General features: G+C 60.7%; 17 protein-coding genes. 7 read left to right on the forward strand and 10 right to left on the reverse strand.

Features of this window, described 5'->3' with window-relative positions:
* Window positions 1–116: 116 nt before the first annotated feature.
* Entirely contained in the window at window positions 117–1,499 is a 1,383-nt protein-coding gene (gene cysS, locus JQF37_RS29395; RefSeq protein WP_130207609.1) for a cysteine--tRNA ligase, read from the reverse strand.
* 20 nt (window positions 1,500–1,519) lie between these two features.
* Window positions 1,520–3,217 (reverse strand): glutamine--tRNA ligase/YqeY domain fusion protein, encoded by a 1,698-nt coding sequence (locus tag JQF37_RS29400; RefSeq protein ID WP_130207611.1) that lies wholly within the window; start codon window positions 3,215–3,217, stop codon window positions 1,520–1,522.
* A gap of 251 nt (window positions 3,218–3,468) precedes the next feature.
* Here JQF37_RS29400 and JQF37_RS29405 point away from each other — a divergent pair, with 251 nt between their 5' ends.
* Window positions 3,469–3,972, forward strand: a complete 504-nt coding sequence (locus tag JQF37_RS29405; protein WP_130207613.1) for a peptidylprolyl isomerase — start codon at window positions 3,469–3,471, stop codon at window positions 3,970–3,972.
* Window positions 3,969–4,721, forward strand: a complete 753-nt coding sequence (gene lpxH / locus JQF37_RS29410) for a UDP-2,3-diacylglucosamine diphosphatase (RefSeq protein ID WP_103405050.1) — start codon at window positions 3,969–3,971, stop codon at window positions 4,719–4,721. Before JQF37_RS29405 ends, lpxH begins: the two co-directional genes overlap by 4 nt.
* A 60-nt stretch (window positions 4,722–4,781) precedes the next feature.
* Here the strand turns inward: lpxH and JQF37_RS29415 are convergent, their stop codons facing one another.
* The 7 genes from JQF37_RS29415 to JQF37_RS29445 all read right to left on the reverse strand — a co-directional run bounded on the left by JQF37_RS29415 (window position 4,782) and on the right by JQF37_RS29445 (window position 15,959).
* Window positions 4,782–6,314 (reverse strand): DHA2 family efflux MFS transporter permease subunit, encoded by a 1,533-nt coding sequence (locus JQF37_RS29415; protein WP_130207615.1) that lies wholly within the window; start codon window positions 6,312–6,314, stop codon window positions 4,782–4,784.
* 173 nt (window positions 6,315–6,487) lie between these two features.
* Window positions 6,488–7,690, reverse strand: a complete 1,203-nt coding sequence (locus tag JQF37_RS29420) for an HlyD family efflux transporter periplasmic adaptor subunit (RefSeq protein ID WP_130207617.1) — start codon at window positions 7,688–7,690, stop codon at window positions 6,488–6,490.
* A 15-nt stretch (window positions 7,691–7,705) separates the two neighbouring features.
* The gene (locus tag JQF37_RS29425; RefSeq protein ID WP_130207619.1) at window positions 7,706–9,175 is read right to left on the reverse strand and encodes an efflux transporter outer membrane subunit; all 1,470 of its coding nucleotides are present in this window, start codon (window positions 9,173–9,175) and stop codon (window positions 7,706–7,708) included.
* Window positions 9,172–9,645, reverse strand: coding sequence for a MarR family transcriptional regulator (locus JQF37_RS29430; protein WP_130207621.1), 474 nt, complete (start codon window positions 9,643–9,645; stop codon window positions 9,172–9,174). Before JQF37_RS29430 ends, JQF37_RS29425 begins: the two co-directional genes overlap by 4 nt.
* Before the next feature lie 192 nt (window positions 9,646–9,837).
* Entirely contained in the window at window positions 9,838–13,506 is a 3,669-nt protein-coding gene (locus JQF37_RS29435; RefSeq protein WP_130207623.1) for a translocation/assembly module TamB domain-containing protein, read from the reverse strand.
* The gene (locus JQF37_RS29440) at window positions 13,503–15,230 is read right to left on the reverse strand and encodes an autotransporter assembly complex family protein (protein ID WP_130207625.1); all 1,728 of its coding nucleotides are present in this window, start codon (window positions 15,228–15,230) and stop codon (window positions 13,503–13,505) included. The genes JQF37_RS29435 and JQF37_RS29440 overlap by 4 nt, the downstream gene beginning before the upstream one ends.
* 78 nt (window positions 15,231–15,308) lie before the next feature.
* Window positions 15,309–15,959, reverse strand: coding sequence for a GNAT family N-acetyltransferase (locus JQF37_RS29445; RefSeq protein ID WP_130207627.1), 651 nt, complete (start codon window positions 15,957–15,959; stop codon window positions 15,309–15,311).
* A gap of 197 nt (window positions 15,960–16,156) precedes the next feature.
* Between JQF37_RS29445 and xthA the strand changes: the two genes are divergently transcribed.
* Window positions 16,157–16,969, forward strand: coding sequence for an exodeoxyribonuclease III (gene xthA / locus JQF37_RS29450; protein WP_130207629.1), 813 nt, complete (start codon window positions 16,157–16,159; stop codon window positions 16,967–16,969).
* 176 nt (window positions 16,970–17,145) lie between these two features.
* Window positions 17,146–18,486 carry a phosphate ABC transporter substrate-binding/OmpA family protein gene (locus tag JQF37_RS29455; RefSeq protein ID WP_130207631.1) on the forward strand — a complete coding sequence of 447 codons (1,341 nt, stop codon included), beginning with the start codon at window positions 17,146–17,148 and terminating at the stop codon, window positions 18,484–18,486.
* Window positions 18,487–18,604: 118 nt separating this feature from the next.
* Here the strand turns inward: JQF37_RS29455 and JQF37_RS29460 are convergent, their stop codons facing one another.
* Window positions 18,605–19,834, reverse strand: a complete 1,230-nt coding sequence (locus JQF37_RS29460) for an acyl-CoA dehydrogenase (protein ID WP_130207633.1) — start codon at window positions 19,832–19,834, stop codon at window positions 18,605–18,607.
* Window positions 19,835–19,998: 164 nt separating this feature from the next.
* Here JQF37_RS29460 and JQF37_RS29465 point away from each other — a divergent pair, with 164 nt between their 5' ends.
* From JQF37_RS29465 to JQF37_RS29475, 3 genes are all read left to right on the forward strand, one after another.
* Window positions 19,999–20,928 carry a LysR family transcriptional regulator gene (locus JQF37_RS29465; protein WP_130207635.1) on the forward strand — a complete coding sequence of 310 codons (930 nt, stop codon included), beginning with the start codon at window positions 19,999–20,001 and terminating at the stop codon, window positions 20,926–20,928.
* Window positions 20,929–21,134: 206 nt separating this feature from the next.
* Window positions 21,135–21,536: a MerR family DNA-binding transcriptional regulator gene (locus tag JQF37_RS29470; protein ID WP_130207637.1), complete on the forward strand. Its 402-nt coding sequence runs from the start codon at window positions 21,135–21,137 to the stop codon at window positions 21,534–21,536.
* Between the two features lie 150 nt (window positions 21,537–21,686).
* The gene (locus JQF37_RS29475) at window positions 21,687–22,586 is read left to right on the forward strand and encodes a hydroxymethylglutaryl-CoA lyase (RefSeq protein WP_103405041.1); all 900 of its coding nucleotides are present in this window, start codon (window positions 21,687–21,689) and stop codon (window positions 22,584–22,586) included.
* Window positions 22,587–23,242: the final 656 nt, after the last annotated feature.

Below are 23,242 nucleotides of genomic sequence, written 5' to 3' on the forward strand. Positions count from 1 at the left end.
CTGTGGGAGCTGGCTTGCCAGCGATGACGCCCGTCCTGTCAGCGCAGAATCAGCGAGCAGCCCCCTAAAAACAAAAACCCGCACAAGGCGGGTTTTGTTTTTTACCGATCAAGCAATCAGTCAGCCAGGCGCCAGGTCGTCCCACCCTTGCCGTCTTCCAGCACCACGCCCATGGCGGTGAGCTGGTCGCGGATGCGGTCGGATTCGGCCCAGTCTTTCCCGGCACGAGCCGCCAGACGCGCAGCAATCAGCGCTTCCACTTCAGCGGCATCCACGCGCCCTTCGGCACCGGCCTGCAGGAAGTCGTCGGCTTCAAGCTGCAACACGCCCAGCACGCTGGCCAGCTCTTTCAGGCGCGCCGCCAGACCGGCCGCCGCATCGAGATCGCTCTCGCGCAGGCGGTTGATCTCGCGCACCATCTCGAACAACACCGCACAGGCTTCAGGCGTGCCGAAGTCGTCGTTCATCACCGTGGTGAAGCGCTCGACGAACGCTTCGCCGCCAGCCGGAGCCACGCTCGGCAGGCCCTTCAGCGCGTGGTAGAAACGCTCGAGAGCGCCCTTGGCGTCCTTGAGGTTGTCTTCCGAATAGTTGATCGCGCTGCGGTAGTGACTGGATACCAGCAGGTAACGCACGACCTCCGGGTGATACTTTTCCAGCACGTCGCGAATGGTGAAGAAGTTGTTCAAGGACTTGGACATCTTCTCGCCATTGATACGAATCATGCCGCAATGCATCCACGCGTTGGCGTAGGTCTTGCCGGTGGCCGCTTCGCTCTGGGCGATTTCGTTTTCATGGTGCGGGAACTCGAGGTCACTGCCGCCGCCATGAATGTCGAAGGTCTCGCCGAGGCAGCAGGTCGACATCACCGAGCATTCGATGTGCCAGCCCGGACGCCCGGCGCCCCACGGCGATTCCCAGCTTGGCTCGCCCGGCTTGGCGGCTTTCCACAGCACGAAGTCCAGCGGGTCCTGCTTGGACTCGCCGACTTCGATCCGCGCGCCGATGCGCAGGTCTTCGATCTTCTTGCGCGACAGCTTGCCGTAGCCCATGAACTTGGCGACGCGGTAATACACGTCGCCATTGCCCGGGGCGTAGGCGTAACCCTTGTCGATCAGGGTCTGGATCATGGCGTGCATGCCAGGGATGTGATCCGTGGCGCGCGGCTCCATGTCCGGTTTCTTGATGTTCAGGCGCGCTTCATCTTCGTGCATCGCCGCGATCATGCGCTCGGTCAAGGCTTCGAACGACTCGCCGTTCTCGTTGGCCCGATTGATGATCTTGTCGTCGATGTCGGTGATGTTGCGCACGTACGTCAGGTCGTAACCGCTGAAACGCAGCCAGCGGGTGATCAGGTCGAACGCGACCATGCTGCGGCCGTGGCCCAGGTGGCAGTAGTCGTACACGGTCATGCCGCACACGTACATGCGCACCTTGTTGCCATCCAGCGGCTTGAAGACTTCTTTGCTCTTGGTGAGCGTGTTGTAGATCGTAAGCACGTTAATTCCTTGACGCTAAATCACTGGCCCCACGAATCACGCAGGGTCACGGTACGGTTGAATACCGGCTGACCTGGTTTCGAATCCTTGATATCGGCGACGAAGTAGCCTTCGCGCTCGAACTGGAAACGGTCTTCCGGCTGTGCATTGCCCAGCGAGGGTTCAGCACGACAACCGGTGAGTACCTGCAGCGAATCAGGGTTGATGTTGTCCAGGAAACTCGCGCTGTCTTCGGCCTTCTCCGGGTTCGGCGAGCGGAACAGACGATCGTACAGACGGACTTCGCACTCGACGCTGGCAGCGGCCGGCACCCAGTGGACCACGCCCTTGACCTTGCGGCCTTCGGGGTTCTTGCCCAGGGTGTCCGGGTCGTACGAGCAACGCAGCTCGACGATGTTGCCGTCGGCGTCCTTGATCGCTTCGTCGGCACGGATCACGTAGCTGCCGCGCAGGCGCACTTCGCCGTTTGGCTCCAGGCGCTTGTAGCCTTTTGGCGGCTCTTCCATGAAGTCTTCACGGTCGATGTAGATCTCACGGGCGAACGGCAGGACGCGCACGCCCATGTCTTCTTTCGGATGGCATGGCAGTTCGAGGTTCTCGACCTGGCCTTCCGGGTAGTTGGTGATTACGACTTTCAGCGGACGCAGTACGCACATGGCGCGCGGGGCGCTGTGGTCGAGGTCGTCGCGGATGCTGAATTCGAGCATGCCGAAGTCGACCACGCCGTCGGAACGGTTGGTGCCGATCATCTCGCAGAAGTTGCGGATCGATTTCGGCGTGTAGCCACGGCGACGGAAACCCGACAGCGTGGACATGCGCGGGTCGTCCCAGCCATTGACGTGCTGTTCATCGACCAACTGCTTGAGCTTGCGCTTGCTGGTGATGGTGTAGTTCAGGTTCAGGCGGCTGAACTCGTACTGGCGCGGGTTGGCCGGCACCGGCAGGTTCTCGAGGAACCACTCGTACAGCGGACGGTGGCTTTCGAATTCCAGGGTGCAGATCGAGTGAGTGATGCCTTCGATGGCGTCCGACTGACCGTGGGTGAAGTCGTAGTTCGGGTAGATGCACCACTTGTCACCGGTCTGGTGGTGGTGAGCGTGACGGATGCGATACATGATCGGGTCACGCAGGTTCATGTTCGGCGAGGCCATGTCGATCTTGGCTCGCAGCACCCGTGCACCGTCCGGGAATTCACCGGCGCGCATGCGCGCGAACCAGTCGAGGTTCTCTTCCACCGAACGGTCGCGGAACGGGCTGTTCTTGCCAGGCTCGGTCAGGCTGCCACGGTATTCCTTGGCCTGCTCAGGGGTCAGGTCGTCGACATAGGCCTTGCCGGCCTTGATCAGCTCGACGGCCCAGTCGTGCAACTGGTCGAAATACTGCGAGGCATAGCGCACTTCACCGGACCATTCGAAGCCCAGCCATTTGACGTCGCTTTCGATTGCGTCGATGTATTCCTGGTCTTCCTTGGCCGGGTTGGTGTCGTCGAAACGCAGGTGCGTGACGCCGCCGAACTCCTGGGCCAGGCCGAAGTTCACGCAGATCGACTTGGCGTGACCGATGTGCAGGTAGCCGTTGGGCTCAGGCGGGAAACGCGTGACGATCTGCGTGTGCTTGCCCGAGTCCAGGTCTGCCTGGATGATCGGCCGCAGGAAATTGACCGGCACGGCAGGGCCGGTCTTGGCATTCGAGGTAGGGTCGACAGTGGGCTTGCTCATAGGATCCTTGAACGTACAAGTGCGTGGCCGTAATAAAGGCCGGACAAAACAAAGCCGCTATCATAGCCGATGCCGTCAAGCAGCTGACAGAGCAGGCCTGCAAACGGTCGCATTTAATGGGGCGTAAATGAAAAACAGCCTCGAAATTCGCGTCTGGCACGCTAAACTGCGCATCTTGGCCGAAAACGGCTGAACCGGTGAAGGGACCGCAATGTCCCGAAATCCACGAATTCCCTGAATGAGTAGTAATCATGACCCAAGTCAAACTGACCACCAACCATGGCGACATCGTCCTGGAACTGAACGCCGAGAAAGCCCCGATCACCGTGGCCAACTTCATCGAATACGTCAAAGCCGGTCACTACGAAAACACTGTTTTCCACCGCGTCATCGGTAACTTCATGATCCAGGGCGGCGGTTTCGAGCCTGGCATGAAAGAAAAGAAAGACAAGCGCCCAAGCATCCAGAACGAAGCCGACAACGGTCTGCCGAACGAGAAGTACAGCGTGGCCATGGCACGCACCATGGAGCCGCATTCGGCTTCCGCCCAGTTCTTCATCAACGTGGCTGACAACAGCTTCCTGAACCACAGCGCCAAGACCACTCAGGGCTGGGGCTACGCCGTGTTCGGCAAAGTCGTTGCAGGCACCGACGTTGTCGACAAGATCAAGGGTGTTTCCACCACGATGAAGGCCGGCCACCAGGACGTACCAGCAGACGACGTGATCATCGAGAAAGCCGAGATCATTGAGTGATATTGCTGATTTCAGACTTGCATCTGGAAGAGGAGCGCCCGGACATTACCCGGGCGTTTCTGGATTTGCTCGCCGGACGCGCCCGCTCGGCGAGTGCGCTGTACATTCTGGGCGACTTTTTCGAGGCATGGATTGGCGACGATGCCATGACGCCGTTCCAGCGCTCCATCTGCCAGGCCCTGCGCGACCTCAGCGACAGCGGCACGGCCATCTTTCTGATGCACGGCAATCGCGACTTCCTGCTCGGCCAGGCCTTTTGCAAACAGGCCGGCTGCACCTTGCTGAAGGATCCGAGTGTCGTGCAACTGGCAGGCGAGCCGGTGCTATTGATGCACGGCGACAGCCTCTGCACCCGCGACGAAGCCTACATGAAGCTGCGTCGCTACCTGCGTAACCCCGTCACGCTGTTCATCCTGCGGCATCTGCCGCTGCGCACCCGGCATAAACTGGCGCGCAAGCTGCGCAGTGAAAGCCGTGCGCAAACGCGGATGAAGGCCAACGACATCGTTGATGTCACGCCCGAAGAAATTCCGCGGATCATGCAGGAATACGGGGTGAAAACCCTGATTCACGGCCATACCCATCGCCCCGCCGTGCACAAGCTGCAACTGGGCGATCAAGCTGCGCGGCGCATTGTGCTGGGGGATTGGGATCGCCAGGGTTGGGCGTTGCAAGTGGATGATCACGGGTTTGCGTTGGCGCCGTTCGATTTCGCCCCGCCGCCGCAATTGGCTGCCCCCGCCAACTAATTTGCACAACAAAAAACTGTAGGAGCGAGCCTGCTCGCTCCCACAGGGATTGCGTTTGTATCAATGCCCGGCGGAGGCCGCCGGCCCGGCCTTGGCGGTAAAGGGGGGCTTGGCCAGCCATACGATCAGGATCAGCCCCATGAACATCCAGCCCAGCAGCGTGAAGTAGTCCACCGTGGACATGATGTACGCCTGGCTGATCACCATTTGGTCCATCTGCGTATAAGCCTTGGCCCCTGCCCCGCCCAATTGATGCAATGCCTCGCGGGTTGCCGGGTCGAACGGGGTGATGCTTTCGGTCAGGTAGGCATGGTGCTGGTCGGCGCGGCGAATCCAGATCCAGGTCGTCAGTGAGGCGGCGAAGCTGCCGCCCAGTGTCCGCAGGAACGTCGCCAGCCCCGAACCGTCGGCAATCTGGCTGGGCGGCAGGTCCGACAGCAGGATGGTCAGGGTCGGCATGAAGAACAGCGCCACGCCGATACCCATGAACAATTGCACCAGGGCGATGTGCTGGAAATCCACCTCATTGGTGAAGCCGGCACGCATGAAACAACTCAGACCGATGGCCAGGAATGCCCCGCCCGCCAGCACCCGCATGTCGAATCGCGGTGCGTATTTGCCGACGAAAGGCGACAGCAGCACCGGCAGAATGCCCAACGGCGCCACGGCAAAACCGGCCCAGGTCGCGGTGTAGCCCAAGCGGGTCTGCAACCATTGCGGCAGGATCAGGTTGATCCCGAAGAATCCGGCATAGCCCAGCACCAACACGAGGGTGCCAAAGCGGAAGTTGCGGTGGGCGAACAGCCGCAAGTTCACCACCGGGTGCTCATCAGTCATTTCCCAGATCACGAAAAACGCCAGGGCGACCACGGAAATCACCGAGCCGATAACGATGAAACTGGACTCGAACCAATCGGCGTCGTTGCCTTTGTCGAGAACAATCTGCAATGCGCCGACACCGATGATCAACGCGATCAGACCCACGTAATCCATGGGTTGGCGGCTGGTGACCACCGGACGTTTCTTCATCTGCCGGGTGACCACCCACGCGGCGAACAAACCGATCGGCACGTTGATGAAGAAAATCCACGGCCAGCTGTAACTGTCGGTGATCCAACCGCCGAGGATCGGCCCGGCAATCGGCGCCACCACCGTGACCATCGCCAACAGCGCCAGCGCCATCCCCCGTTTCGCCGGGGGGTAGACCGCAATCAGCAGTGTTTGGGTCATCGGATACAACGGCCCCGCCACCACCCCTTGCAGCACGCGAAAGCCCACCAGTTCCGGCATGGAGGTGGAAATACCGCACAGGAACGAAGCAAGCACGAACAGCAGCGTCGCCCAGACAAACAGCTTCACCTCACCGAACCGCCGGCTGAGCCAGCCAGTCAGCGGCAAGGCAATGGCGTTGCTGACGGCAAACGAAGTGATGACCCAGGTGCCCTGCTCCGAACTCACCCCGAGGTTGCCGGAAATCGTCGGCAGCGCCACGTTGGCGATGGTGGTGTCGAGCACCTGCATGAAGGTCGCCAGCGACAAGCCGATGGTGCTGAGCACCAGGCTGGGGGGTGTGAAAGACGCGTTATTGCTCATCGCGAATCCTTTGAAACCTTGTTGGCGCTGCGTCTGTTACAGACACAGCTGACCCTGTGGGAGCGAGCCTGCTCGCGATAGCGAATGAACATTCAACACATTCATTGACTGGCAAACCGCCATCGCGAGCAAGCTCGCTCCCACAGAGGGGCGGCGTGCTGCACACAGGCGAATCAGCGTTGCGCGGTTTTGCTGACCGCGGCGCTGTTGTCGTGGATCAGTTGAGTGATCATCGCGTCGGCCTCGGCCAACTGACGGTCATAGATGTTGGTGCTGAACGACGCCTTTTGCGGTGGCTGTTGCGCCAGCACCGGGCCACTCTGGTCATGCAGGTTCACATCGACCACGGTCGACAGGCCGACCCGCAGAGGGTGTTTGGCCAGCTCATCGGCGTTGACGTGAATCCGCACCGGCACGCGCTGCACGATCTTGATCCAGTTACCGGTGGCGTTCTGCGCGGGCAACAGGGCGAACGCGCTGCCAGTACCGGCGCCAAGGCTGTCGATGGTGCCGCTGTATTTCACGGCACTGCCGTAAAGGTCGGTTTCGATTTCCACTGGCTGGCCGATGCGCATGTCACGCAACTGGGTTTCCTTGAAGTTGGCGTCGATCCACAACTGGTCCAGCGGTATTACCGCCATCAGGGCCGTGCCCGGCTGCACACGCTGACCGAGCTGCACGGTGCGCTTGGCCACATAACCGGTGACCGGTGCAATCAAGGTGCTGCGCGAGTTGTTCAGGTACGCCTGGCGCAATTGCGCGGCGGCAGCCATCACGTCCGGATGCGACGACACCACGGTGTCATCCACCAGGGCGCTGGTGGTTTTCAGTCGCTGCTTCGCATCGGCCAAGGCGTTTTGCGCCGAAGTCAGGTCATCACGGGCGTGGGACAGTTCTTCCTGGGAAATCGCCCCGCCCGCCGCGAGGTTCTTGCGGCGATTGAAATTGTCCTGGGCTTTCTGCACTTCTGCCTGCTGGGCATTGACCTGGGCTTTCTGGCCGTCGACGTTGCTGTACAGGCCGCGCACCTGACGCACGGTACGGGCCAGATTGGCCTGGGCACTTTGCAAACCGATTTCGGCATCGTTCGGGTCGAAGTTCACCAATACCTGACCTTCGTGCACCAGATCGCCATCATCGGCGCCGATGCTGACCACGGTGCCAGTGACCAGCGGCGTGATTTCCACCACGTTGCCGTTCACATAGGCGTCGTCGGTACTCTCGCTCCAGCGACCGTAAAACTCGTGGTAGGCCCAGACGCCCGCCCCGCTCAGCGCCACTGCCACCGCGAGAATCAGCAGCATGAACTTGCGCTTGCCCGCGTTGGGATTGCCTGGAGTGTTTTCAGCAGTTTGAGTTGTATCGGCAGTGGCCATGGCAAATACCTTGAATTAGTGGCTCAGCGTGGCTGGCGATGTGTTGGCAGACGCGAGGTTGTCGGGCGTAAACCCGCCACCCAGCGCCTGCATCAATTGGATCGACAAGTCGATCTGCTCGGCGTTCAGGTTGGCCAGCTGCCGCTGGGCCTGGAGCAACTGTTGCTCGATGCTGAGCACGTCCAGGTAGTTGCCGATGCCGGAACCGTACCGCTGGACCACGGTGTTGTAAGAGTCCTGGGCGATGTCCGTGGCGTGTTGCTGGGCGGCGATTTGCCGACCGATATCACGCAACTGGTTGATGCTGTCGCTGACATCCCCCAACGCCTTCACCAGGCTTTTGTTGTACTGCGCCACCGCGAGGTCGTAATCGGCGTCGCGGGAATCGAGGTCGGCGCGCAGGCGGCCGCCATCGAAGATCGGCAGTGAAATCGTCGGCCCGACGTTAAAGAAACGACTGGCCGAACCGAACATCGCATCGCCCAACAAAGATTGGGCACCGGCCGCCGCGCTCAGGTTCAAGTTGGGATAAAACCGGGTTTTGCCCGCGTCGATGTTCTTGCTGGCCGCCTCAACCCGCCAGCGCGCGGCCACCAGGTCCGGACGACGACCGAGCAACTCGGCCGGCAGCACCGACGGCAACGCCACGGCGCTGGCCTGAAGGACTTTCGGCCGGGCGATCTCGTTACCGCGATCCGGGCCCTTGCCCAGCAACACGGCCAGCGCGATTTTGGCGCTTTGCAGGCGTTTTTCGGCGTCGATCAGGTTCGCTTCAGAGGTGGCCTCCAGGCTTTCGGTCTGCTGGAACTGATACTGACTGTCGATCCCGGCGCTCAGGCGGCGCTGGCTCAAATCGAGCATCTGCCGGGTGCGCTTGAGGTCTTCGGCGGACAGGTCGTAAACGATGTGCGCCTGCCCCAGATCGCTGTAAGCGCGGGCCACGTCGGCGGACAAGGTCAACTGCGCGGCCTGTTGATCGATTTCAGCGGCACGGGCCTGGCCCAATGCGGCTTCCCAGGCGTCCCGTTGGCCACCCCAGAGATCGAAGTTGTAATTGAAACTGGCGCCGATGTTACGCAGGGTGGAGTAGTTGTCGCCCTGCCCGCTCGGGTCTTGATCACGGGCCAGACGCGAACGGGTCACGCCGGCGCTGGCATCGAGGGTCGGCATCCGCGCGGCATCGGCGGCATAAGCGGCAGCGCTGGCCTGATGGGCACGGGCGTCGGCGATCTGCATGTCGGGACTGTCGTGCAGGGCTTCGCGAATCAGGCCGTCGAGCTGAGGGTCGCCGAGGCTTTTCCACCAGTCGCTTTTCGGCCAGGCCGCCGGCGACAGAGTCACACCACTAAGGGATTGCCCGGCCTTGAGGTTTTTCGCCTCGAGGCTGACGCCTTCGGTGTTCAGGCCGCTGTAATTGGCACAGCCGGCGAGCGTCATGGCCAACAGCACCAGGCTGAAACCGGTACGCAGGGTTTTGCTGCTCATTTGTCACCTACCCGCAGCAAGGTGATCGCGTCACCGGCTGCCACCAGGATTTTCTTCAGGATCTGTTCCAGGGTCTTCAACTCTTCAGGGGTGATGCCGCCCGCCAGTTCGTTCATGGCTTCGGCGCCAATGTGCGGCAACAGAGCGGCCAGCTTCTGACCCTCTTCGGTCAACACCAGCTGGACCTGCCGGCGATCGGCTTCGGAGCGTTGGCGGGCAAGGAAACCTTTCTGTTCCAGACGATCGAGCATCCGGGTCATCGAACCGCTGTCCAACGACAGGTGCCGGCACAGCTCGGCCGGGGTATCGACGCCGAACTGGGCCATGATGATCAGCACCTTGAACTGCGCGGCGGTGATGCCGTGGGGCTCCATGTGGGTGTCGATAATCCGGTCCTTGAGCAGCGCAGCGCGTCCGAGCAGCAGGCCAAGGTGGCAATTATGGAAATCGTCTGGGGTGAAATGTTTCATCTGGACACCAGTTAGCTGCCTAGGCAGTGAATGTATGTCGAGATATTACTGCTTAGGCAGCGAATGTCAACGCAATAGTTAGCATGCTTTGTAATTAGTTGACTAATGGCGTCGGATATTAACGGCGAACGCGGTGATGCCTTCGCTGGCAAGCCAGCGAAGGTTGAGAGCAGGTTTTGGAGAGAGCGGGACCTAGAAATCCCGCTTGTAGAAGATGTCCAGCGAACTGGCCACGCCGCCAGCGGCTTCGAGGTAGACCTTTTTGCTCAATTTGTAACGCAAGGCAATGGTGTTCGCCGGTTCGAACACGCCCACGCCATAGCGCAGGCTGAGCTTCTCGGAGAGGTTGCCACTCGCCACCACGCTGGTGGTGTTGCCGCTGCCCTGGGTGTCGAGCTGGAAGTCCTGAATACCCAGATTCTTGGCCAGCCCGCTGGTGACCCCGGAACTGCCCATCAGCCCCAAACCAAGGGCCGCCTGGGCGAGCATGTTGTTGTCCTCGCCGTTGCTGCTCAGCGGACGGCCCAACACCAGGTAGGACAGCGCCTGTTCCTGACTCATGGCCGGCTCGGAGAAAATCTGCGTGGTCGGCTGCTCGGCGCTGCCGCTCAAGCGAATGCCGGCGATCACGTCGTCGGTCTTGCGAATGGCTTCGATGTCGAGGTACGGCTGATCGATCGGGCCGGCAAACAGCAAGCGCGCCCGGCGCACGGTCAACCGCTGACCGTAGGCGCGATAACGGCCGTCGTTGAGCCAGAGTTCACCCCGGGTGTCCATGTTGTCGCCGATGTGAACGTGGCCTTGCAGGTTGGCCGTAAGACCAAACCCGGCGAAGCTCAGTTTGTCCTCGCCCACCACCACATCGATGTCCATCAGCGTGGCCATCGGCGGCTTGCCCTCTTCGGTCTGCTGGCCGACGATCACCGTGTCACCGGAGACTTTGACCGTCGATGGCGGCAACTCGCGAATGGTGATTTCCCCCCTGGGCACCTGCACTTTCCCGGAAACCGCGAGCTTGTCGTCCTTGATCGAGATCTTCAGGTCCGGCGCCACTTCAAGCTTGGCGTAGGGCTCGATGGTGACCGGCAACTGCGTGCCCTTGAGCGCCAGGTCCACCACCAGCGCCTGACCCCAGGCAACGCTACCGCTCAAACTGCCCTGGCCGGTCTTGCCGCTTTTCCAGCCACCGTTCAATTGCACGGTTTCGCCGGCGATGACGGCCTGAAGTTGCAACGCCTCGATCTCCATTGGCAGTTCCGGCCCGGAAACCTGGCCATCGCTGAGCAACAGATTGCCATTGACCTGGGGCGCCAGCAGCCCACCGGAAATCGTACCGCTGCCATTCAAACGGCCAGTCAGCTTTTCGACCATGGGCACAAACGGTCGCGCCACCGACAGGTCCAGGCCACTCAAGCGGAAGGAACCGCTCAGGGGTTTGTTCTTGGGCAGCGGGTTGATCTGTGCCTGCACCATCAGTTCGCCGAGCTTGCCGCCGACGAAGTTGAGGTCGGTGTCGATGCGTTTTGGCGTGAATTTGCTGGTGAGTTTCAGGGTCTGGTACGGGAAGTCCAGCCACTGGTCTTTCTCGCGCATGCGCAAGAGGCCACCGCTGGCGTCGAGGCTGACCTGGCCGTTCGGACCGCTGGCTGGAAGATCCAGTTGCACGTCGGCGTTGAGTCGACCCTGCCAGGCAAAGTCTTTGGGCAACCACTGCGCGAGGCTTTCGATGGGGAACTGCTTGAGGTGATAGCGCAGTTTCGGATCAGGCATCAGACGCTGGTCTTCGCCGCACAAACTGGCCGGGCCGGACTGCCAGCAATGGGCACCGAAGTTGATCTTGCCATCCGCCAGCCGCTCCAGTTTTGCCGGGCCTTGCAGCTTCCAGTCCTGGCCACCGGCCTGGATATCGCCGCTGGCCAGGCGTCCGCGCCAGTTGCCTTTGTCCAGGATGCCGTCGAGACCGAGGGCCAGTTTCAGCTTCGGCCCTTGCAGATCGAGGGTCAGTTTCTGGTTTTTGATATCGCCCTGCCCACTGGCGGTCAGGGTGCCAAGGGAGGTGTCGCCGGCCTGGATCCCGCTGCCCTTGAGGTCGATTTTCGCCCGTTGCGCGCTGTCGAGGGTGGCGTCCAGGTTCAGGCTTTGCAGCCGATTGTCGGCGAACGCCAGCTGAGTGCCTTGCAGGTCCAGCTTGCCTTGCGGTGCCTTGAGCGTGCCGGCGACATCGATCCGGCCATTGAGCTGGCCGCGCAATTGCGGCCAGAGCTGGGCCAGACGCGGCAGCTTGATATCGATCTGCCCGGCGAGTTTCTGTTGCAGGCTGCCCTTGCCGTTGATGCTGTTGTCGCCCAGGCGAATCTGCAGCGCATCGAGGTTCCACTGCTCGCCGCCGCCATTGGCCCTGGCCTGGATCACCGCAGGCTGACCACGCAGTTTTCCTTTCAAATCGAGGTCGGCGCTCAGGCTGAGTTTTTCATCCTTGATTTCCCCTTGGCTGCGCAATGGGCCGGCCAGGGTGCCGGGCAATTCCGCCACCCAGTACGCCGGGTTGATCGCCGACAAATCCAGCGCGGTATCCCAGGCGATGCCATTGGCGAACTGCAGGTTCAGATGCCCTTCAGCCTTGCCCTGGCCAGCCGTGAGTTGAATCTGTTGCAGGTAGATTTTCGTCAGGTCACCCGCGAACGGACTGGTCAGGCTGAACGCCCCGGCCGGACCGTCCAGCGCGGCGTTGAAGTGGCCGAGGTACTTACCGTCCGTGTAGGAAACTTCGCCATTGAAGCTGCGCAGAGCCACTTGCGGCTCATCGATCAGCGGATAGAGGCGGTGCCACGGGAAGTCCAGCCAATCGATTTTCGCCTCGGCACTCAGGCCTTTGCTCCAGTCGACTTGCCCCGTGAGTTTTAGGTTTTGCTTGTCGCTGGCCGTCAGGTCGAGCGCGGCAATCTGCGCGCCATTGGCGTCGACCTTGCCTTGCAACACCAGCGCTACAGGTCCTTGTTCGGCCGGCAACGTGGCCTTGCCGAGCAGCGCGTAGCCGTTTTTCAGGTCGCCGTCGCCCGTGAGTTCAAGCTGATTGAGTTGCAGGGTGTCCGGCAGGTCGGCGCTGGGCTTGAAACCGTCAGCGGTGATGCGCACCTTGGCCGGCAGGTTCTCCACCAAGGGTTGCAGTTGACCGGTCAGTTGGCCGTTGAGGTATCCGCTGCTGTCGGCTTTCAGGTTGAGGGTCTTGAGCAAATCGCCGTCGATTTTCAGGGCCAGCGTCCAGGGCGCAGGCGTCGACAGGGTCAATTGGCCTTCAGCGGTGAGCGGCCAGTTGCCGCCAGGTTGCAACTGCCCGGTCAAATTCAGGTTCAGATCGTCCCGCTGCAGTTTCACCGAGTCGATCTGCATCCCCTTCTCGGTCCAGTGCGCCGTCAGTTTCAAGCCCTTGAGCTGCTCGCTGCCGTTGAACCGCAAGCTGCCGACCTGCACGTCACCCAGTTCCAGCGCCACCGGCAATTTCAAATCCGGCAGGCTGATCGGCCCGCTGCTTTGTTCTTCACCGCCCGGCGGGAATTGCAGGCTGACCTGATCAGCCTGCAATTGCTCGATGCACAAGGTCATGCGCGTCAGGCACAGCGGCGACCAGGCAAAAATCACCTTGTTCAGTTCGACCTGGCTGGCGTCTTGCTGCCACACAACGCGGTCGGCGCTCCATTGCCCGCCCAGGCGCCCCTGGAAGTTGTCGAGGCTCAAACCCGGCACAAAGCCAAGCGCCCAGCGACTGCCCGCCGCCGTGCCCAACACCGTGGCCAGGGTCAGGGCGACCAGCATCAGCAGCGTCAGGACCGCCAGCAGCGATATGTTCAAACCACGCTTCACAACTCGGGCCCCATGGAAAAGTGCAGTCGAATGCCGCCATCGTCGTCCATCGCGTGAGCCAGGTCGAGGCGGATCGGCCCCACTGGCGAGACCCAGCGCACACCGATACCGACACCGGTCTTCAGATTCGGCAGTTCAAGTGTATTGAAGGAATTGCCCTGGTCGATGAACGTGGCGACACGCCATTTTTCGGCGATGGAATATTGATACTCCGCGCTGGCGGCGACCATGTAGCGGCCACCGATGCGGTCACCCTCATTGTTTTCCGGGGACAGGCTCTGGTAGTCATAGCCGCGCACGCTCTGATCGCCACCGGCGAAGAAGCGCAGCGACGGTGGCACCGACTTATAGCCGTTGGTGGCACTGCCGCCGACCTGCACCCGACCGAGGAAGCGGTGTTTGTCGAACACTGTGGTCAAGCCCTTCACCAGCGCCGTGCCGTACACCAGGTTGTTATCCGACCCCAGACCTTCCTTGGCCACCTTGCTTTCGAATTGCAGGCGATAGCCATTGTGCGGGTCGATGCGGTTATCGCTTTTGAGGTACGAATAGCTCACGCCGGGCATCAGCAGGTTACTGAGTCCCGAGTCATCGCCGAGCCGGTACTCCTCGTGTTGCCACTTGAGCGACACCACCCGCTGCCATCCGCTGGGCAACTTGCTGTGCCATTCGGGACCGATGGTCAGGAGTTTGCTGAGGCTGTCCCTGTCCGCGATTTCTTCATTCTGATAGCCACCGGCGAAACGCAGTTTGTCCGTCAGTGGTGGGTCCAGCGGAATGTCATAGAACACCCCGACGTTTTGCCGTGGCGCCGAGACCTCGGTTTCCCAGCCATAGCTGTGCCCCTGCGGATTGACCCAGTGCCGCGTCCAGTTGGCTTTGATCCGCGGGCCGACATCGGTGGAGTAACCCAGGCCCAGGCCCATGGTCCGCGGCTTGCGGGTTTCGAGCCGGACGTCCACCGGGATCACGTTGTCCCTGGACGCGGTCGGCGCCGCGTCCACCCGCACGCCCTCGAAATAACCGCTCGATTGCAGGGCCTGGTTGAGTTCGGCAATCAGCTCGGAGTCATAGGGCGCACCCGCCTTGAATGGCACCATGCGTTGCAGCAGGTCTTCGTCGAAGGGCGTGTCGCCTTCGAAACTGACCTTGCCCAGGGCGTAACGCGGACCGCTGTCATAGACCAGCTCGATATCGGCCACGCCGGCTCGCGGGTCCACCGACAGTGTCGAACGGGTAAAACGCCCGCTGAAAAAGCCATAGCGCGAGGCCTGGTTCTGGATCAGCCGCTTGGCATCTTCATAATGGCCATGGTTGAGCACCGCACCGGTTTTCAGCGAATGGTCATTGGGCACACGAAAGGATTTGAGCGAGGCGGCCGGGCCGTCGATGCGGATGGTGACGTTGCGCAGATGCACCGGTTCGCCGGGGTCGATGTTCAGTATCAGGCGTGGCGTCTTGCCGCCCTTCACGTCGCTGTCGATGTGCGGCTGGTAATAACCCAAGGCCTGGGCGGCCTTGCGCGCCTGTTCCTCGGCGCCCCGACTGAAGCGCAGCAAGGCCTCTTCGTCACGATCGCCGAGACTGCCGACATAGCCCTCTATATTGGCTTTCAGTTCATCGTTGGACGGTTTGATCCGAACATCCAATTCACTTTGGGCCAGTGCCGCGCAGCTGGAAATCAGCATCAGCACGCCACTGGTAATTCTTCCTGGAAACTTCATAGGCGCGGATGCTATCACGAGCATGCTTGATGAACATGGGAGCGTGATAGAGCCCGGTGCGCCCCAAAAGTTCGACGGTTATGCCGTTGCGGTTTGTACGACTTGAGGATTGGCGTGAAAAAACACGTGTTCGCGGATCGGTCCTACAGCGACCTCACCAATTTCCTCATAACCCTGTCGCTTATAGAACTCCAGGTAACGCGGATTGCCGGTGTCGAGCACCACGCCCTGAGAATGTTCATCCACCGCGCACCAGTTGTGCACCGCTTGCAGCAGTTGTTCGCCGAAGTGCTTGCCCTGGAATTGCGGATGAATCCCCAGCAATGGCAGCAGGTGCACCGAGTCGGACGGCACGCAAGCCATCACCGCATCGTGATATTCAAGGTAGCGACGGGTGCAGCGAAACCCGGTGCTCAGCACCATCCGCAGCTGCCAGGCCCAACTTTCAGTGATGCCCAGGCGCCGTTGCGGCGGCGCGATCAGGGCGATGCCGATCAAGCGATCGTTGACCAGCAGGCCGATGGCCGGCAAATCCTGGAGAAAGTGTTGCTTGACCAGCTCACGCACCGTGGCGCGCACCCGCTGTTCATAGCCGGGGCGCTCGGCTTCGAACAGGTAGCCGAACGTCGGCTCGTGCCGGTAAGCCTGGTACAACAGGGAACGTGCTTCGCGGGAATAGCCCCTGTCGAGCATGTGAATATCGGCGATGGCGGTGGACGTTTCGGGCATGACGGTCATTCTCCCCGGCACAGCTCGAACGGCTGTGCTCTTGTTGGTAGGAGCCTTTGGGTGGCAACACAGTTCCCCCCCCCACAGGTATAGACCAGACTCGCAGATCAGTCAGTCAATGTAAAAGCCGGCTGCACCGACACTGGCCCGATGCCGACATGTCAGCTAGCATCGCCCTTTTGCCAGGACTGCCGACCATGAAGATCGTCTCCTTCAACATCAACGGGCTGCGTGCCCGTCCCCATCAGCTGGCGGCGCTGATCGACAAACACCAGCCCGACGTGATCGGCCTGCAGGAAACCAAGGTCCATGACGACCAGTTTCCGCTCGATGAAGTCAGAGCCCTGGGCTACCACGTGTATTTCCATGGACAAAAAGGTCACTACGGCGTCGCCCTGCTGTCGCGCAAAGAACCGCTGGTGCTGCACAAAGGCTTCGCCACCGACGATGAAGATGCCCAGCGGCGCTTTATCTGGGGCACGTTCGCCGACGCCAATGACGTGCCGGTGACCATCATGAACGGCTATTTCCCTCAAGGCGAAAGTCGCGACCACCCGACCAAATTCCCGGCCAAGGAACGTTTCTACAGCGATCTGCAGCAACTGCTGGAAAGCCAGTTCCGGAACGATCAGCCGTTGGTGGTCATGGGCGATGTGAACATTTCACCGGAAGACTGTGACATCGGGATCGGCCCCGACAACATGAAGCGTTGGCTGAAAACCGGTAAATGCAGCTTCCTGCCGGAAGAGCGCGAGTGGATGGCCCGCCTGAAAAACTGGGGCCTGGTGGACAGTTTCCGTCACCTGAACCCGGAGGTGACCGACATGTTCAGCTGGTTCGACTACCGCAGCCGCGGTTTTGAAGACGAGCCCAAGCGCGGACTGCGCATCGACCTGATCATGGCGTCCCATGGCCTGTTGCCGCGGGTCAAGGACGCGGGCGTGGACTACGAACTGCGCGGCATGGAAAAACCCTCCGATCACGCGCCGATCTGGCTTGAGTTGAGCTGATTACCCTCTTCTGTGGGAGCGAGCCTGCTCGCGATGACGGACTGTCATCCAACTGAAAATTGAATGCCAGGCCCTCATCGCGAGCAGGCTCACTCCCACATTGGAAAACTGTCATCTCTCTGAAACCCTACTGACTTAATCTCCCGGCACCTCCTTTAGCCATTCAAGGTGCCGGCATGACGCTGCGCGGTTTGTTCCTGTTGATGCTGTGCACCTGCTTGCCGCTGATGACCTCGGCCAACAGTTTGCCGGTGCCCGACCATGGCCCGGTGCTAAGCATCCAGGGCTCCAATACCATCGGAGCGGCACTCGGTCCGGCGCTGGTCGAAGGACTGTTGCGCGAACAGGGCTTGCTCAAGGTGCACAGCGAAGCGCCGGACAAGGCCAACGAACTGCGGATTGTCGGTGAAACCCCGCAAGGACGCCGGGTCGAGGTCGAACTCGCGGCCCACGGCTCCAGCACCGGCTTCAGCGCACTGAAGGCCGGCAGGGCCGATCTGGCCGCTTCATCGCGCCCGATCAAGGACAGCGAGTTGGTTGACCTCCGATCCCTGGGTGATCTGAAAAGCGCGGCCGCCGAGCAGGTCATCGCCATCGACGGCCTGGCGATTATCCTTCACCCGCAAAACCCGCTGAACCAACTCGATACCGAGCAACTGGCACGCCTCTTCAGTGGCGAGGTCAAAACCTGGGAAGAACTCGGCGGCCGTGGCGGCGCCATTCATCTGTATGCGCGGGATGATCACTCCGGCACCTATGACACCTTCAAGGAACTGGTCCTCAGCCGTCGCGGGAAAACCCTGAGCGGTGCAGCGAAACGTTTCGAATCCAGCGAGCAATTGTCGGACGCGGTCAGCCTCGATCCACAAGGCATCGGCTTCATTGGCCTGCCGTACGTGCGCTCGGCCAAACCGGTGGCGATTGTCGACGGCCAATCCCAGGCCATGCTGCCGCTCAACAGCCTGATCGCCACGGAAGACTATCCCCTGTCCCGCCGCTTGTTCCTCTACCTGCCGCCCAACGGGAAAAATCCCTGGGCCGACGCGCTGGTGACGTTCGCGCAAAGCGGCCAGGGTCAGGCGATTGTCGCGGCCAACGGGTTTATCGCCCAGACCGTGCAGGCCATGACCGTCACACCCAACGCACTGATGCCCGAGGCCTACCAGGGACTCAGCCGCCACGCCCAGCGCCTGACCGTTAACTTTCGCTTCGAGGAAGGCAGCGCCAGCCTGGACAACAAGGCGCGACAGGACCTGTCCCGAGTGCTCGACTATATAAAGCAGCACGGCAAAACCGATCGGCAGGTCACACTAGTAGGGTTTGGCGATGCCAAGAGCGACCCGGCCCGCGCTGACCTGCTGTCAAAACTGCGGGCCATGGCGGTGCGGCGCGAACTGGTGAAAAGTGGCGTGGTGCTGCGCGACGTTCGCGGGTTTGGCGCCGAAATGCCTGTGGCGGCCAATAGCGCCGATGAGGGGCGGATCAAGAATCGGCGGGTTGAGGTTTGGGTGTATTGAATTTGATGTAGATGTGTTGAATGGGCCGACGCCATCGCGGGCAAGCCCGCTCCCACAAGGATCACACTAAACCTGTGGGAGCCGGGCTAGCCCGCGATGAACGATGACTCGGTGCCTGTTACTGCCCGCTACGCATCATTTCCTTTGGCACGTACTTGCCGATTTCGAACTTGCCGATTGCCGCACGGTGCACTTCGTCCGGACCGTCGGCCAGGCGCAGGGTGCGCTGCATCGCATACATGTAGGCCAGCGGGAAATCGTTGGAGACCCCTGCCCCGCCGTGAATCTGGATCGCCCGGTCAATCACCCGCAACGCCACGTTCGGCGCCACCACCTTGATCTGCGCGATTTCGCTCTTCGCCACTTTGTTGCCGACGGTATCCATCATGTACGCCGCTTTCAACGTCAGCAGGCGCGCCATGTCGATTTCCATCCGCGAGTCGGCGATCTTGTCGATGTTGCCACCCAGTCGCGCCAGGGGTTTGCCGAACGCCGTGCGGTTCACCGAGCGTTTGCACATCAATTCCAGGGCACGTTCGGCCATGCCGATCGAACGCATGCAGTGGTGAATCCGGCCCGGGCCGAGGCGACCCTGAGCGATTTCGAAGCCGCGTCCTTCACCCAGCAGGACGTTTTCGTACGGCACACGCACGTTTTCGAACAGCACTTCGGCGTGACCGTGGGGCGCGTCGTCATAACCGAACACCGGCAGCGGACGCAGGATCTTTACGCCGGGGGTATCCACCGGAACCAGAATCATCGAGTGCTGTGCATGGCGCGGTGCATCAGGGTTGCTCAGGCCCATGAAGATCAGGATTTTGCAGCGTGGATCGCAGGCCCCGGAGGTCCACCATTTCTTGCCGTTGATCACCCACTCGTCGCCATCGCGCACGGCACGGGCGGCCATGTTGGTGGCGTCGGACGATGCGACGTCCGGTTCGGTCATGGCAAATGCCGAGCGGATTTCGCCGCGCAGCAGCGGCTCGAGCCAGCGTTGCTTCTGTTCTTCGTTGGCGTAGCGCACCAGCACTTCCATGTTGCCGGTGTCGGGCGCGGAGCAGTTGAACGGCTCAGGCCCCAGCAGCGAGCGCCCCATGATCTCGGCCAGGGGCGCGTATTCGAGGTTGGTCAGGCCGGCACCGAGCTCTGACTCAGGCAGAAACAAATTCCACAGGCCCTCCGCCTTGGCCTTGAGTTTGAGTTCTTCCATGATCGCGGTCGGCTGCCAGCGGTCGCCCTCGGCAACCTGGCGCTCGAACACGGTTTCAGCGGGATAGACGTAGGTGTCCATGAACGCTGTCACGCGCTCACGCAGTTCCTGAACCTTGGGCGAATAAGCGAAATCCATGAGCAAGATACCTTCTTGGGGGAGGTTGTTTAGATCATGCAATCGATGCTAGAACAGCTACGAAAATTTACCTAGCCTATTCTCGGCGTGTATTAACATTCATCACCGATATATGATCGGCTGATCTTCAAGGCCAGCCGCCCACACAATAAGAGAGCCGCGTAATGAATCTGAGCAAGGTCGATCTCAACCTTTTCATCGTCTTCGACGCGATCTACACCGAAGCCAACCTGACCCGCGCCGGGCAGATCGTCGGGATTACCCAACCGGCGGTATCCAACGCACTGGCCCGCCTGCGCGAAACCTTCAACGACCCTTTGTTCGTGCGCACCGCCCAGGGCATGGTGCCGACGCCGATGGCCCAGAACATCATCGGCCCGGTACGCAACGCCCTTTCCCTGCTGCGGGTATCGGTGCAGGAAAGCCGCATTTTCAACCCGTTGCAGGCGGTCAAGACCTACCGCATCAGCATGACCGACCTGACCGAGGCGGTGATTCTGCCACCGTTGTTCCAGCGCCTGCGCCGTCTCGCCCCCACGGTGATCATCGAGAGTTTCCTGTCCAAGCGCCGCGAGACCACCAAGGAACTGGCCGCCGGTCGCCTCGATTTTGCGGTGGATGCGCCGCTCAACACCGACCCGCAAGTGCGCCACGTCAAGTTGATGGAAGACCGCTATGTATGCGCCATGCGCAAGGGGCATCCGTTGGCGGGCAAGGAAAAATTCACCCTCGATGATTATCTGGGCCTGACCCACATCCATATTTCCAGCCGCCGTAGCGGTCTGGGGCATGTCGACCTGGCCCTCGGCAAGATGGGCATCCAGCGCAAGATCGCCCTGCGCTCACAGCATTACCTGATGGCATCGCAAGTGCTGCAGCAGACCGACATGGTCATGACCGTTCCGGAGCGCTTCGCCCGTCGTAACGATCTGCACGCCTTCAGCTTGCCGGTCAACGATGTGCCGCCGGTGGAAACCCACCTGTACTGGCACGAAAGCACCGACCAGGATCCGGCCAACCGCTGGATGCGCGAGCAGATGATCGAGTTGTGCCAGCAGGTGACGGCGCACGAGAAAAAGCTGGAAAAGGCGTAGGGCGTGTTACCGCGTCATCGTTCATCACCGGCACGCCGCGCTCCCACGGGTCAATTTGTCACGCACTTGATTGTGTACGCCGAAAAACGTTGTGGGAGCGAGCCTGCTCGCGATGGGGCCGGCAAGAACAGCAGTCATCCCCTGCCCCTTGACGTAAACGTCAACCTGCCATTAGCTTAGCGCCATGACCTTTTGCGAGCGCTTCCATGAGCAGCCAGACCTACAGCATTTCCGACCTCGCCCGCGAGCTCGACATCACCACCCGGGCGATTCGCTTCTATGAAGAGCAAGGCCTGCTCAGCCCCGAACGGCGAGGTCAGGAACGCATCTATTCGCCCCGCGACAAGGTCAGCCTGAAGCTGATCCTGCGAGGCAAGCGCATCGGCTTCTCCCTGGCCGAATGCCGCGAGCTGATCGAGCTTTACGACCCTTCCAGCGGTAACACCAAGCAATTGCACAGCATGCTGGCGAAAATCAGCGAGCGTCGGGAACAGCTGGAACAGCAACTGCTGGACATCGAGCAGATGAAACTCGAACTCGATACGGCGGAAGAACGCTGCGTCCAGGCGCTGGAACAGACCCTCAAAAGCCAGGAATCGCTTCAATAAGACAACACAATCCCCTTGTGGGAGCGAGCTTGCTCGCGATGGTCGTTAACGATAACGCGTGTTTGCTGGATAAACGCGGTGCCTGGGAGCCCATCGCGAGCAGGCTCGCTCCTACAGGGTTCTCCGAACAATCAGCACAGGTCCAATGCCATGTCCCTCCCCACCCACGTACGCCTTGTCGAAGTCGGCCCGCGCGACGGTCTGCAAAATGAAGCCCAACCCATCAGCGTTGCCGACAAGGTACAACTGGTCGACGCGCTGACGGCTGCCGGCCTGGGCTATATAGAAGTCGGCAGTTTCGTCTCGCCCAAATGGGTACCGCAGATGGCGGGCTCTGCGGATGTCTTCGCGCAGATCCAGCGTAAACCCGGGGTGACTTACGGCGCGCTCGCCCCCAACCTTCGAGGGTTTGAAGACGCCATCGCCTCCGGGGTCAAGGAAGTCGCGGTGTTTGCGGCGGCCTCCGAAGCGTTTTCCCAACGCAACATCAATTGCTCGATCAGCGAAAGCCTGGAGCGTTTCGTGCCGATCATGGAGGCGGCCAGACAACACGGCGTGACCGTGCGTGGTTACGTGTCCTGTGTGCTGGGCTGCCCCTATGAAGGTAACGTCGCACCGGAACAAGTCGCTCGGGTCGCCCGCGAGCTCTACGCCATGGGCTGCTACGAGGTATCCCTGGGCGACACCATCGGCACCGGCACCGCGGGCGCCACCCGCAAGATGTTCGACGTGGTTTCCGCTGTCGTGCCACGGGACAAACTGGCCGGGCACTTCCACGACACCTACGGCCAGGCCATGGCCAACATCTACGCCAGCCTGCTGGAAGGTATCTCGGTATTCGACAGCTCCATCGCCGGCCTCGGCGGCTGCCCTTACGCCAAGGGCGCCAGCGGTAACGTCGCCACGGAAGATGTGGTGTACCTGCTCAATGGGCTGGGTATCGACACGGGAATCGACCTGGACGCCCTGATCCTCGCCGGCCAGCAAATCTGCACAGTGCTGGGGCGGCCCACCGGTTCGCGCGTGGCCAAGGCACGTAGCGCTCAGTGAGGGCGCGGTTGTGTCCGGGTGTTACCGCTGCGGCTGGGCGTGGGGCAAAAGCGAGTAACACGGAAACAAATTGTCGGGGTTTACCTGAGGGAAAAACCTTACACTTTTATTAAGCTATTGATTTTAAAGTATTTTTAAAAGTTGGCACGACACCTGCTATCTCTATGGCATAACAAGAATAAAAAAAGCGGCACAACCAATAAAAACAAGACGTAACGACTCTGACATAACAAAAACAACACGGCAGAGACGCAGCTAACAGATTTTTTTGGAGAAGGTGTGCTTTTCAGGGTGCTTTTCGGAGTTACCCGCAACCGGGCAGAGAACAATAAAACTACCTTCAGGTAGCTCCCGAATCGGTTGGATCGCTCAGCGAGAAAGTAGATCAGCGCTCAAAAAAATACGTTTGCTCTTGATCCCGGATGGGGATCGAAAAAAACAGCGGTAAAGGGTCACGGTCACCAAAAACAACAACAGACCGCCCCTCAATAATAAAAAAAGAGCACGCGCAACGAAAAATTAAAGGGGAGCTTCGGCTCCCCTTTGTGCTGTCTGGCATTCGGTATTTTCACCGCCCTTTGTAATTGAATGGACTCGCCCAAGCCGAGGCGTCTGTGCGCCACGGTGGCATTCTTATAGAAGCCAACGACAGCGAG

Source organism: Pseudomonas sp. MIL9, assembly GCF_016887925.1.
In the GTDB taxonomy this organism is placed as follows: domain Bacteria; phylum Pseudomonadota; class Gammaproteobacteria; order Pseudomonadales; family Pseudomonadaceae; genus Aquipseudomonas; species Aquipseudomonas mohnii.